Origin of the sequence: Gilliamella sp. BG3, from assembly GCF_046635605.1 — a bacterium.
Classification (GTDB): Bacteria; Pseudomonadota; Gammaproteobacteria; order Enterobacterales; family Orbaceae; genus Gilliamella; species Gilliamella bombi.
Map to the genome: position 1 here is coordinate 60424 of NZ_JBIDFE010000004.1, position 12014 is coordinate 72437.

10 protein-coding genes, 1 other RNA gene and 2 pseudogenes are annotated in these 12014 nt (G+C 38.1%); 11 read left to right on the forward strand and 2 right to left on the reverse strand.

Annotation, left to right across the window (positions count from 1 at the left end; translation table 11 throughout):
• The first annotated feature begins 134 nt into the window (after nucleotides 1-134).
• From ACGH6S_RS02860 to ACGH6S_RS02905, 10 genes and pseudogenes are all read left to right on the forward strand, one after another.
• Nucleotides 135-2315 carry a phage tail tape measure protein gene (locus ACGH6S_RS02860; protein WP_411578299.1) on the forward strand — a complete coding sequence of 727 codons (2181 nt, stop codon included), beginning with the start codon at nucleotides 135-137 and terminating at the stop codon, nucleotides 2313-2315.
• Complete coding sequence (locus ACGH6S_RS02865; protein WP_411578300.1) at nucleotides 2315-3700, forward strand: DNA circularization protein; 1386 nt, start codon at nucleotides 2315-2317, stop codon at nucleotides 3698-3700. Before ACGH6S_RS02860 ends, ACGH6S_RS02865 begins: the two co-directional genes overlap by 1 nt.
• Nucleotides 3697-4770, forward strand: a complete 1074-nt coding sequence (locus ACGH6S_RS02870; RefSeq protein WP_411578301.1) for a phage baseplate assembly protein — start codon at nucleotides 3697-3699, stop codon at nucleotides 4768-4770. The genes ACGH6S_RS02865 and ACGH6S_RS02870 overlap by 4 nt, the downstream gene beginning before the upstream one ends.
• Complete coding sequence (locus ACGH6S_RS02875) at nucleotides 4770-5333, forward strand: phage baseplate assembly protein V (protein WP_411578302.1); 564 nt, start codon at nucleotides 4770-4772, stop codon at nucleotides 5331-5333. The genes ACGH6S_RS02870 and ACGH6S_RS02875 overlap by 1 nt, the downstream gene beginning before the upstream one ends.
• A 55-nt stretch (nucleotides 5334-5388) precedes the next feature.
• A complete protein-coding gene (locus tag ACGH6S_RS02880; protein ID WP_411578303.1) occupies nucleotides 5389-5802 on the forward strand; it encodes a phage GP46 family protein in 414 nt (137 codons plus the stop codon).
• Complete coding sequence (locus tag ACGH6S_RS02885; protein WP_411579483.1) at nucleotides 5756-6862, forward strand: baseplate J/gp47 family protein; 1107 nt, start codon at nucleotides 5756-5758, stop codon at nucleotides 6860-6862. The genes ACGH6S_RS02880 and ACGH6S_RS02885 overlap by 47 nt, the downstream gene beginning before the upstream one ends.
• Nucleotides 6853-7443: a YmfQ family protein gene (locus ACGH6S_RS02890; protein ID WP_411578305.1), complete on the forward strand. Its 591-nt coding sequence runs from the start codon at nucleotides 6853-6855 to the stop codon at nucleotides 7441-7443. The genes ACGH6S_RS02885 and ACGH6S_RS02890 overlap by 10 nt, the downstream gene beginning before the upstream one ends.
• A pseudogene (locus ACGH6S_RS02895) lies at nucleotides 7436-7714 on the forward strand (tail fiber protein); the annotation flags it as partial. The gene ACGH6S_RS02890 and the pseudogene ACGH6S_RS02895, both read left to right, overlap by 8 nt.
• Before the next feature lie 582 nt (nucleotides 7715-8296).
• Nucleotides 8297-8533: pseudogene (locus tag ACGH6S_RS02900) on the forward strand (phage tail protein); the annotation flags it as partial.
• Nucleotides 8534-8761: 228 nt separating this feature from the next.
• Nucleotides 8762-9364, forward strand: a complete 603-nt coding sequence (locus ACGH6S_RS02905) for a tail fiber assembly protein (RefSeq protein ID WP_411578306.1) — start codon at nucleotides 8762-8764, stop codon at nucleotides 9362-9364.
• Nucleotides 9365-9645: 281 nt separating this feature from the next.
• Here ACGH6S_RS02905 and ssrA read toward each other — a convergent pair.
• Nucleotides 9646-10010, reverse strand: a transfer-messenger RNA (tmRNA) gene (gene ssrA, locus ACGH6S_RS02910).
• A 322-nt stretch (nucleotides 10011-10332) separates the two neighbouring features.
• Nucleotides 10333-10476: an NAD(P)-dependent oxidoreductase gene (locus tag ACGH6S_RS02915; protein ID WP_411578327.1), complete on the reverse strand. Its 144-nt coding sequence runs from the start codon at nucleotides 10474-10476 to the stop codon at nucleotides 10333-10335.
• A gap of 398 nt (nucleotides 10477-10874) precedes the next feature.
• On the opposite strand from ACGH6S_RS02915, the gene ACGH6S_RS02920 reads away from it, so the two are divergent.
• Entirely contained in the window at nucleotides 10875-11960 is a 1086-nt protein-coding gene (locus ACGH6S_RS02920; RefSeq protein ID WP_411578307.1) for a 3-deoxy-7-phosphoheptulonate synthase, read from the forward strand.
• Nucleotides 11961-12014 lie beyond the last annotated feature (54 nt).

Genomic DNA, 12014 nt, shown 5'->3' on the forward strand with positions numbered 1-12014 from the left:
TTGTAAACCTTTGTTTTGACCTTGCCAAGTACTGGCAACTCTCCCCTTTTTATATCATAGAAGAACGTTCACTATCCGAAGTTTTTGAATTATGTGAACAAGCAAATCGCATAGAAAATAGCAAGGAATCATAAATGGCAGGCTTTAACTTAAAAGCAGTGGTGACATGTGTTGATAAGCTGTCACCTCAATTAAATACCATGAAAGGCAAACTTGAAAAGTTCCAAAAAAGCATGAACAAATCAGGCTTTGGCAAACTTGGTTTAAAAGATGCAGTAACTGGGCTAACTATCTCTGCGCCGTTTGTTAAAGGGGTGAAAGATGCGATGGGGTATGAAGAAAAAATGGCTGACATTAGGAAAGTCGTTGACTTTGATACGCCTGAACAATTTAAACAAATGGGTCAAGATATTCGTGAAATGTCATTACGCTTACCAATGGCGGCTAAAGATATCGCCTCTATCGTTGCAGAGGGTGGTCAGGCAAATATCCCAAAGGATGATTTGCTACGATTTGCCGAAGATGCCGTAAAAATGGGTATTGCGTTTGATACCACAGCCGAAGAAGCAGGCAGTACAATGTCAACATGGCGAACTGCTTTAAAACTGACTCAAAGTGAAGTAGTTGAATTATCTGATAAGATTAACTTATTAGGTAATAGCCAGAATGCGAAAGCAAAGGAAATTTCAGATGTAGTTACACGAATGGGTACGCTTGCCGCACAATCAGGGGTTAGTGCTGATAAATTAGCGGCATTAAGTTCAACAATTATTGCAACGGGTACCAATACCGATCAAGCGGCTACAGGTATTAAAAACTTTATGCTGACGCTAACATCAGGTAAAGCAGCGACAGCGAAACAACAAAAGGCATTTCAACAACTTGGATTCACATCAACCCAAATAGCAAAAGGGATGCAAAAAGACGCACAAGGGACAATTATGTCTGTGTTAGAGTCATTAGGTAAGGTATCGGCTGATAGACGTGCAGCGGCATTAACAGTGTTGTTTGGAAAAGAAAGTGTTGCCGCAATATCGCCATTACTCAACAATATGGAGTTATTAAAAAAGAACTTTGATCAGGTTGGTGACGCATCTCATTATGCTGGGTCAATGCAGAATGAATATGAATCCCGTTCAAACACAACTGCAGGCAAATTACAATCATTTAACAATGCTCTTACCGATGTTAGCCTATCAATTGGTGATTCATTACTACCATCTTTCGCAGAATTATTAGTTGGACTAAAACCATTAGTGGTTTCATTCGGTCATTTCATCCAAGAAAACCCTGAACTAGTGAAAATGGCTGCGATGGCGGTTGCGGGGTTAATTGGTCTTCGTGTTGCGTGTGCGGGGGTGAATATCATTGTTGGCGCGCTATCAACAGGGATCAGTATTTACAACGGCGTGCTCAAAGCTAATGAATTGGCAACAAAGTTTCATTCGGCAGCTCAAATAAAATTATCAAATGTATTTAAAAAGGTACGTGCAGCATCAATGGCTTTAAATGCGGTAATGGCGGCGAACCCAATAGGATTTATTATGACTGGCATTGCTATCGCCGCAGTGTTAATTATCACATACTGGGATGATATAGTTAAATTTTTTAAGTGGTTGTGGGGGGTGATTAAGCCTTATGTAATGCCGATTATCAATTTCTTTATTGAAGGGTTCAAAGTTGGAGCTTCTTTTATTGTTAATGCTTGGGGTGCTGTTAGTAAGTTCTTTAGTGGATTATGGGAATTTATCAAACCCTTTGTCATGCCTATCATTAACTTCTTTATAGCAGGTTTTAAAGCAGGCGGTGAAGGGATTGTAAAATCATGGGAAGTTGTAGGTAAATTCTTTAATGGTATCTGGGAGTTTATCAAGCCTTATGTAATGCCGATAATTAATGTATTTGTCGAACCATTTAAAAATGCGGGGGAAGCTATTCCAAAAGTGTGGGAAAGTGTTCAGAATTTCTTTAAAAACTTGTGGGATAACGTTAAGTCAGGCATCCAACCGCTACTAGATGCGTGGGACTATATTTTTGGTGATGATGAAAAGGAAGTAAAAGTTAAGATTGATACGGCAAATTTACCGAAAGAAATGGCGAAACCAATGGTTACATATCCGTATTATCAAGCACCACAAATGCCACTAAACAACTTTTCAAATAATAATGTAAATCGCAACAGTAAAGGCGAGCTTGTTGTTAAGTTTGAGAATGCACCGAATGGCACAGTAGTAAAAGAGACAAAACAGGCATCAGGTTTTAATACTAAAACTGACGTTGGCTGGAATCCCTACGCTAACTTTGGGAGAAATTAATGAGTTTTATGAGCTTTATGAACTTAAACTGGTTAAATAATTTATTGCCGGCCAGTTTCCGAGGTGTTCCTTTTCAAGTTAGTGGCACCTCATCAGAATTCGGGCGGCGGAATCAGACGCATGAATACCCATTCAGGGATGTTCCATACACCGAAGATCTGGGACGTTCAGCACGTAAAAATAAAATTGACGCCTTTGTGGTTGGTGATGATCACAAAGAACAAGCTGAAAAACTGGTAGAGGCAATTGAGGAAGAGGGAGCAGGAACATTAATACATCCTATTCTTGGCGAACTTAATGTCAATATTGTGGGTACAGCAACTGTCAGCAACTCCGTTGAAAACGGTCGAATGAGTGTTATTTCATTTTCATTTGTCGAAGCAGGTGAGTTAATATTCCCTGATTCGTCGGTAGCGACTGATGATGTAGTTGATGAAAATGCAGATAATGTAGATCAAGCACTATTAGATGCGTTTGAAGATTTTGACTTAATTGATGCGCCTGATTTTGTACAGCACAGTATTCTTGATGACACCATGTCAATTTTAAATGATATCGCAGATGCTTATAATGCGATAACTCCATATGTTAATGATGCGGTTAAAATCCTAAATGGTGACTTGTCGCCAATCCTTGGTGCGGGTGGTTCATCCATTATTAATTCAATCAAAAATGTTTGGAAGAGTGCAACAAAATTTTCCAATTCTATAAATGGGTTGATAGCAAGAGTAAAGGTGTTTAACGGTATATCATTTATAAAAAGCATTTTACCCGGTGCTATTTGGTCAACCGATAGCAAATCAACTAAAAAAAGAAAGAAAAATCAAAACTTAATTAATACTGCTATTCGAGTAACCGCACTAACAGAAGCATCACGAATAATCGCATCACTACCGAAACAGGTTGAAGATAAAAGGAAGCAAGCTTTTGCTCCTGTGGCATTAGAATCAACAAAAGGTAAAAAAGAGCATTCTTTTGACCAAGATCATACGTTACCAACTCATCATTCAACGGCTAACATAACAAACACTCCCGTATCAACATCATCAACAGTTGAAAAAAGTAACACAATTTCATTTGATGATTTACTGGATATCAAAGAATCCATTAATGGATTCTTTGATAAAGAATTGTCACGAACCGAGCATGATGGTTTATACATTGCGCTAGTAAAATTAAAGGCTGCGGTTAACCAAGATATCAATGCACGCTTAATCAAAATAGAAAAAACAATTGTCTATATTCCTAATGAAGTGTTGCCTGATTTGGTTTTAGCTCACTATCTTTATAACAATGCTATGCGTTGTGAGGATATATCGATTCGTAACAACATTCTTCATCCTGGTTTTATTCCTGTTAAAGAGCTGCGAGTACCGAAACCATGAATCAAAATAAAGTTTTTTTGAAAGTTAACCGTCAGTATTTTGGTGGCTGGACTGATGTAAGTATTTCGGCAGGTATTGAACGGCTAGCCCGTGATTTTAATGTCACTATCACCCGCCAATGGCCTTCATCAACTGACAATACAGAAACAAAAATTGATGTTAAAAATGGTGATTTAGTTGAAGTGTATATCGATGATGATGTGGTTTTAACCGGTTACGTTGAAGCGTTGCCGATTCGGTACGATGCAGGGTCGCTATCAATGGGCATTGTCGGTAGGAGTAAAACGGCTGATTGTGTTGATTGTAGTGCGGTACCCAAACAATATAGCGGTAGTTCAACTATTCAAGTTATTCAAGATTTGGTTAAACCATTCAAACTGAATGTTATTAATCAAGGCAGTGATGCAGGTTCCGTTAGTATTCAAGCGGATCAGGGGGATACCGTTTTTGATGTCATTAGTAAAATAATGGGCATGCAACAAATTGTTGTGTTTGATGATGAGCAAGGGCAAGTAATAATTGGTGATATTGGTTCAGATGAGGCAAACACAGCTTTGGTTTTAGGGGCTAATATTTTGTCTGCGGATACTGAAAAGAGTATCAAAGAACGGTATTCCGATTATTTTGTCTCAGGGCAAGGCGTCGGTGATGATGAAAACTTTGGTGAAGCAACACTAGCATCAGTTAGATCCACATCTAAAGATGAAGGGATCTTAAGATACCGCCCTCTAATCATTAAACAGTCTGGCGATTCGAATAACGGTACTTGCCAAGAACGCTGTGAAATGGAAAAAGTGCTGAGAGCAAGCAAAACCAGAGAAGTTACATACACGGTTCAAGGTTGGCGGCAAGGTGATGGAACGTTATGGAAACCGAATCAAATGGTTGTCGTTGATGATCCGCTACTGGGTTATGATAATGAAAAACTGGTTATTGCCGAAGTTAAATACAGCTTAAGCAGTCGAGGAACGTTATGTGAATTAAAAGTAGGACCCGTTGAAGCATATTTGCCAGATAGGAAGAAAACCAAGAAGAAAAAAGGTAAGAAATCAGATGGTGAGGTATTCTAATGCGTAAAGTTTTAAATAAAATAATGAACCTTGTATCTCGTGGCTATATCACATTCAGTAACAGTGCAAGCAAATGCCAGACGTTGCAAATCAAAATGTCGGGCGGTGAACAAAAAAGTGATGTCGAGCATATCGAGCCATACGGGTTCACATCAAGACCATTGGATGGCGCAGAAGCAGTGGCGCTATTTTTAGACGGCGATAAATCGCATGGTGTGATTCTTGCTGCTGGCGATCGTCGCTATCGTATTAAGTCGCTTAAAAAAGGTGAAGTTGCTATTTACACAGACGAAGGTGATTACATTATTTTTAATCGCAATAATGAAATCAATGTAAAAACTAAGCGATTTATTGTGAGTGCTGATGATGAAATAGTGTTAAATACAAAAAACTTAACAGTTAACGCATCATCAGGAACGCAATTTAATACACCATCATTAAAATCGTCTGGAGAAATAGAGGATAAAACTAGCACTATTTCAAACATCAGAACCATTTATAATGGTCATACGCATAACGAAACAAACTCGGTCACACAAACTCCTAATCAATTATTAGAATAATTCTCACTTCATTACATAAACCGTCATTAGACGGTTTTTTTATGGCTAAAACAAAATGATATTAACAGTAAATGGTAGAAATACTTATCCCACTAATATTCAAAATAAGTTATATCGTGCGCTAATAATTTCGCTATTCACATGGCGACGAAAAAACACCAGTGATGATTCAGATCATCCGTACGGTTGGTGGGGCGATTCATACCCTAGTATAGCAAATGACAAAATTGGGTCACGCCTTTATTTATTGGCTCGCTCAAAATTAACAAATCAAACAGCTAACTTTGCAAAAATTTACATAAAAGAAGCGGTGCAATGGATGATTGATGATGGGCTGGCATTACGTATTGATGTTTCAGTAAAACGAACCGATTTAACCGTTTTAGTTGCTACTATCAATATTTACAAAAAAGATGGTAGCAATGAAGAATTTAGGTTTGACAACTTATGGAGTGATATTAATGTCTAGTGGATTTTCAAGACCAACATTACCGGATTTAATCACAACTATACGCAATGATTTATATGCGCGCCTAGCTGTTGATGATGAATTAATTTCATTACGACGTAATGACCCGGAAGTGTACGGGCGAGTTATAGCTGGGGCCACACATGTGTTATTGGGCTATATTGAAAATATGGCCAAAAATATTTTACCCGATCAAGCAGACGAAGCTTGGTTGATTCGGCATGGAAATATGAAGCGTTGCTATAGAAAACAACCTACGCCTGCGGTTGGTTATATTCGATTTGATGAAGTGGCTGATGGCATTGTTATTAATAAAGACCAAAAGGTCAGGCGTCAAGTTGATCAGTGCATGTATACAGTTACCAAAACGACAACATCCGCAAATAATGTTTTAAGAGTGCCCGTAGTGTGTGACGAGACAGGCAAAAAAGGAAACTGTGATGATGGTACCAGTATGTCACTGATTACACCTGTTACTGGTCTATCATCAACTTGTTTTGCAGATTCTATTGAGTCAGGTGCTGATATAGAGGATTTAGAATCTTTTAGAAAACGAGTTATCGACAGGTGGTACTACACACCTCAAAGCGGAGCCGATCAAGATTATGTACAGTGGGCAAAAGAAGTTCACGGCGTTACACGGGCTTGGTGTTATCGTCATTGGGCAGGAGCGGGGAGCGTTGGCGTGATGATTGCAAATAACGATCCGGTAAATCCAGTTTTAGACAGTACCACAATTCAACATGTCAAAAAACATATTGAGCCATTAGCACCCGTTGCCGGCTCTATGCTAATCGTTTTTTCACCGATACCTAAGCCCATTAATTTTAAAATTATGGTCACACCTGATAACCCAGAAATTCGTTATCAAATAGAAGCCGAGTTAAAAGAATTTTTGTTACGCGAAGGGAGACCACAATCAACACTATTTAGATCACGTATTAGCGAAGTGATTAGTTCATCATTCGGCGAGTATGCTCATGAATTAGTTTACCCCGATAAAGATATTTTTGTAGAAAAAAATCAGGTAGCGGTCTTCGGGGGGATTGAATGGATTTAGAAAAACAATACCGAAGCATGGTAGAGCACTTATTGCCCTACGGTCCAGCGTGGGATAAATCAGAGCCAATCCTTTTATCACTAGCATTAACACTATCAAAAACGCATATTCGATTAGATGATTTAATGCAAGAAATCAATCCCAAAACGACAACAGAACTCATAGATAGATATGAGCAAATTTGCGGATTACCCGATAGTTGTTACCCATCGGAGGTTCAAACGCTAACTACTCGACGCAACCGTTTAGATTCTAAGATAAATTTGGTAGGCGGCATAAGTAAAGAATTTTTTCTACAAGTTTTAAAAGCCAACGGCTATTTAGACGCCACGATCACAAACTATAACAATGATGTTTTTACCTGTGAATCAACATGCCAAGACTATTTATACGATGAGGAGTGGCGTTTCTATTGGATTGTAAACATACCTCACAATTATCAAATAACAGAAATGACCTGTAATGATGGATGCGATTCACATTTGAGAACGTGGGGGGATAAGCAAATCGAATGCATAATTGAAAAATTATGCCCATCACATACTTATGTAATTTTTAAATACGGAGCAATCAATGCATAGAATTGACACACCAACAGCCCAAAGAGATAAGTTTGGTCAAGGGAAAAATGGCTTTACTCGTGGTAATCCACAAACAGGCACACCAGCAACGCAATTAGATTATCTTTATTGTGATGCTATCCAAGAAGAAATTGCTAATGCGATTGAGTCAGCAGGTATTAAACTGGATAAATCAAAGCATGACCAACTCGCTACAGCTATTAAAGAATTTGTCAAAAAAGGGAGTGTAAAGCTTAACTCAGCAACCAACAGCACATCAGAAACAGAAGCAGCAACGCCGAAAGCCGTGAAAACCGCATACGATTTAGCGTCAAACGCAGTGAAAAAGTCTGGTGATGAAATAACGGGACAGTTACGGTTTTCGCCAACATCTTATGGAATAAAATTTTTGCATGAAAACAAAAATGAAATGGTACTGCGACCGTCAGGTGATAGTTTTATATACGCATTTTATGACGCTAAATCAAATACATGGACAAACAAATTACGATACGCAGCAAACGATAACACATGGCGTTTTGAAAACATTGATGATGTTGCGATTAATGGTAAATCAGTTTTAAAAGCAGGCGATTACGGTATCGGCTCATCCGTCGGTGCTATTGCTAATAATTTTGATGATCATTTGGTGGGTGGATTTTATCAATGTAGAACGACAGATTTTACCGATTTACAACTATCAGGTAATAGCACAGCAACATTATTAGCATATCCGAGCAGTAGCTCAACATGGAAAGTTGAACAGCTATCAGTAGTTAACTCAAAAGAGCCACGCATTTATTATCGCTGTGACACGAAAGAAGGTAAGCAGCAATGGCACGAAGCAATTACTACAGCAAATATTAATGATTATTTACCGGTTGGCATCCCGCAACCGTGGCCAACTGCTACACCGCCAGCCGGCTGGCTAAAATGCAACGGTTGGAAATTTGATAAAAATAAATATCCGAAACTTGCAAAAGCATACCCGTCGGGTTATTTGCCAGAAATGAGAGGGGAAACTGTTCGCGGGTGGGATGACGGTCGCGGAGTTGACCCCGGTCGTGAAATTTTAAGCTGGCAAGGTGACGCTATACGTAATATTTGGGGTTGTTTAGAAACGTTCATGACAGGTGCAACGCATCAAAATATTAGCTCGGGGGCGTTCCACGCAAGCGTGAATTCCGTCGGTGCGTATCAAACCGGGAACTGGTCGGGTGGTTCACATCAAAAATTAATATTCGACGCAGCTAAACACGTTCCAATTGCCCATGAGAATCGCGTTAGAAGCGTGGCATTTTTGTACATAGTTAAAGCAGAATAATTAAGGAGATTTATAATGAAATATCAATTAAAACCAAAAGCGGCACAGTTTGATAAAGATGGTTTTGTAACAAGTGAGGGATGGGCATTAATTTATAACACAGATACAAAAACAGGCGAATTTATCAACGCAACATACGAATATGTTGCGGAGGGAATCGGTTTACCGGATCATGTTTGTTTAGATGCCCCGAATCCAGTTGATGATGAGCACGCAATCGTTAGAGTAGGCGACAAGTGGATATATCCAGTAGACCACAGGGGTAAAAAAATCTACTCAACAAAAACAGGAGCAGAATCAACAGTAACCGAAATCGGCGATATTCCTAATGATTACACGCTGTTAAAACCAAATTCTGAGTTTGATTTTTGGGACGGTGCGTGGGTATTAGATGAAAATAAACAGCATCATCATTATGTCATGTTAGCATCAGTGCAAAAAAATCAGTTACTAAGCGAAGCCAGCTCACAGATTGATTATCTACAAGATGCTATTGATACTGATATTGCAACAGACGAAGAAAAAGCACTGTACGCATCATGGAAAAAATACCGGGTTTTACTAAATCGTATTGATGTTGATACTGCGCCAGATATCGATTGGCCAGAAAAGCCATAATAAAATTAAAACACACTATCAATCTTCAACTTACAATACTCAACAGCGTCATGTAGCATCTCGGCGATATCGTATAGTGTTTTATGCGTTTGATAGAACACATAATTGTGCTAGTCGTCGCTGTTGAGATGAAGTAATAAAATGCTCTGGAAAAATTTCACGTGCATTTCACGTGCATTTTTATGTCCTGATATAGTCTATTTTGAGTCAGTTTTATGTATAAATAAACAGTGGTTTTATTTTTTAATGTTTTGATTTTATTAATTTTTTGTTTTAATGGGTGGTGGAGCTGGCGGGAGTTGAACCCGCGTCCGAAATCTCTACATCCTCGGTACTACATGCGTAGTTTGTTTTTGAATTTCATCTACCCGCTGCGAACAAACACGCTACTGATAGACTAGCTTGATTAAGTTTAATGCTTCCGCCCCAAGCAAGGCTTCCACACGATCTCGTTTGGGTTTGACTCCTCTTGATCCCCGTCCTACGAGCGGAGGCTAGGGAGAGAAGGCTCTATACAGGTTATTAAGCTGCTAGTGCGTAGTTTTCGTCGTTTGCGACTATTTTTTTGCGGTTTATTTACGAGGCCTACCGCACCTCGGCATGCACCTTGGGTTTCGCAAATCCCGTCGAATCCAGAATCAGCCCCAATTGTGAATTGTAAATAAAAAAACAATATTAAGGCATTATAGGTGAATTCAAAATGGAATACAAGTTAGCTAGCTTCAAGGTTGGTCTAGTTATCGGCAAATTTTTCATCTTTTAATGCTGCGTGATATTATTAACAGCACATTTTTTCCTTCACATATCACATTTCAGCCATTGCAGAGCTGACTTGAGGTGATAATAAAACATTATAAATGTTTGTCGTAAAAGGGGAATTGGTAGGTAGTGGCTCAATTTCAAATGCATCAAGTCCTGTGGCTTTGCTCGTTTTATTTTTAGTACTTCAAGCGGCGCTTGTTGATCAACTATTTTTCACAGGCATCATTAATAAGTATTGCCGAAGGCCTCATTAAAGCTAATTTTTCTTTTGTAATAGTTGAATAGTTTTTTTTGTTAATGGGAGAATGGTAACAACAAAATTGGCTTGTTTTAATACATTGCCTAAAAATATATAATCATGCGGCTAAGTTAGCTGGTAAAGTAGCAGAGCGTAAATATTTTTCAGCTATGTCACTTAATATCAAAGTAATCATTAAATATTCCAATAAATATACATAGCCCAAATAACGCCTTATCATCAGCAGAATATTATGCGTTGACAACATAAAATAGCCATCAAAAAACAGCCATAAAATGTAAACATTTTATTACAACATTTACTTGAATTGTCATCACACTTACTTTTTAAACCAAATTCATAATTAACTAACAATCATAAAAAAATTATAATTTAATAAATAATAAAAATTCCATTTACTATTATGTAATTTTGTGTTTACATAATAACCGAATATGTAATTATTATTTTACATTTAAAAATATAAATGATTTTAACAAGGAAAATAAAATGTTAAAAGATACTTTAAATAATGTTCGAATCAGAGACGAACATATGTTAATCACACCTGAAGAAATCAAACAGCTTTACCCTCTTTCTCATGATTTAGAAAATCAAATTGCCTTATCACGCCAAACTGTTGTGGATATCTTAGAACGACGTGATCACCGCTTACTTATTGTATGTGGTCCTTGCTCTATTCATGATCCTGTTGCTGCAATTGAGTATGCGCATAAATTAAAAAGACTATCGGACGAAGTTAAGGATCACTTATTTATTGTCATGCGTGTTTATTTTGAAAAACCAAGAACCACTGTTGGTTGGAAAGGTATGATTAACGATCCTCACATGGATAGCTCATTTGATATTGAGCATGGACTAAAAAAAGCCCGTAAATTACTGCTTGATATTACTCAAATTGGCTTGCCTATTGCAACTGAAGCACTAGATCCCAACACACCACAATACATTGGCGATTTAATTAGTTGGTCTGCAATCGGGGCAAGAACTACTGAATCACAAACGCATCGAGAAATGGCATCTGGCCTATCAATGCCTGTTGGTTTTAAAAATGGAACTGATGGCAGTTTAGATGTTGCAATTAATGCGATGAAATCAGCCTCTATGCCTCATCGTTTTGTAGGAATTAACCAAAAAGGACAAGTAACGGTTTTACAAACAACAGGCAATCCACACGGCCATGTTATTTTGCGTGGCGGTAAAACACCAAATTATGATGCTGAAAATGTCGCATTGTGCGAAACACAAATGAAAAAGGCAGGATTGTTACCTAACTTAATGGTTGACTGTAGCCATGCAAATTCAAATAAAGATTATCGAAATCAACCTATTGTTGCTAATTCCATTATCGAGCAAATAGAAAAAGGCAATAATTCAATTATTGGTGTAATGATTGAAAGTAACTTATTTGAAGGAAATCAGCCTTCCGAGCAACTACCAGAAAACTTTAAATATGGCGTATCTGTGACTGACGCATGTATTAACTGGGAAGAAACAGACGAGCTATTACGAAAAATGGAGCACGTTTTAGCGCAGCCACTTATCGAAAGACAAAAGCACTCAGTTACTGCTTAAACTACTCAACAAATAAACATATCGCCGACACCATTGTCGGCGATCTTTGTTTTA

Excerpts from the sequence above, each read along its gene's own strand:
- ACGH6S_RS02860 (WP_411578299.1), top strand. The coding sequence starts at position 135 with ATGGCAGGCTTTAACTTAAAAGCAGTGGTGACATGTGTTGATAAGCTG.
- ACGH6S_RS02865 (WP_411578300.1), top strand. The coding sequence starts at position 2,315 with ATGAGTTTTATGAGCTTTATGAACTTAAACTGGTTAAATAATTTATTG.
- ACGH6S_RS02870 (WP_411578301.1), top strand. The coding sequence starts at position 3,697 with ATGAATCAAAATAAAGTTTTTTTGAAAGTTAACCGTCAGTATTTTGGT.
- ACGH6S_RS02875 (WP_411578302.1), top strand. The coding sequence starts at position 4,770 with ATGCGTAAAGTTTTAAATAAAATAATGAACCTTGTATCTCGTGGCTAT.
- ACGH6S_RS02880 (WP_411578303.1), top strand. The coding sequence starts at position 5,389 with ATGATATTAACAGTAAATGGTAGAAATACTTATCCCACTAATATTCAA.
- ACGH6S_RS02885 (WP_411579483.1), top strand. The coding sequence starts at position 5,756 with ATGAAGAATTTAGGTTTGACAACTTATGGAGTGATATTAATGTCTAGT.
- ACGH6S_RS02890 (WP_411578305.1), top strand. The coding sequence starts at position 6,853 with ATGGATTTAGAAAAACAATACCGAAGCATGGTAGAGCACTTATTGCCC.
- ACGH6S_RS02905 (WP_411578306.1), top strand. The coding sequence starts at position 8,762 with ATGAAATATCAATTAAAACCAAAAGCGGCACAGTTTGATAAAGATGGT.
- ACGH6S_RS02920 (WP_411578307.1), top strand. The coding sequence starts at position 10,875 with ATGTTAAAAGATACTTTAAATAATGTTCGAATCAGAGACGAACATATG.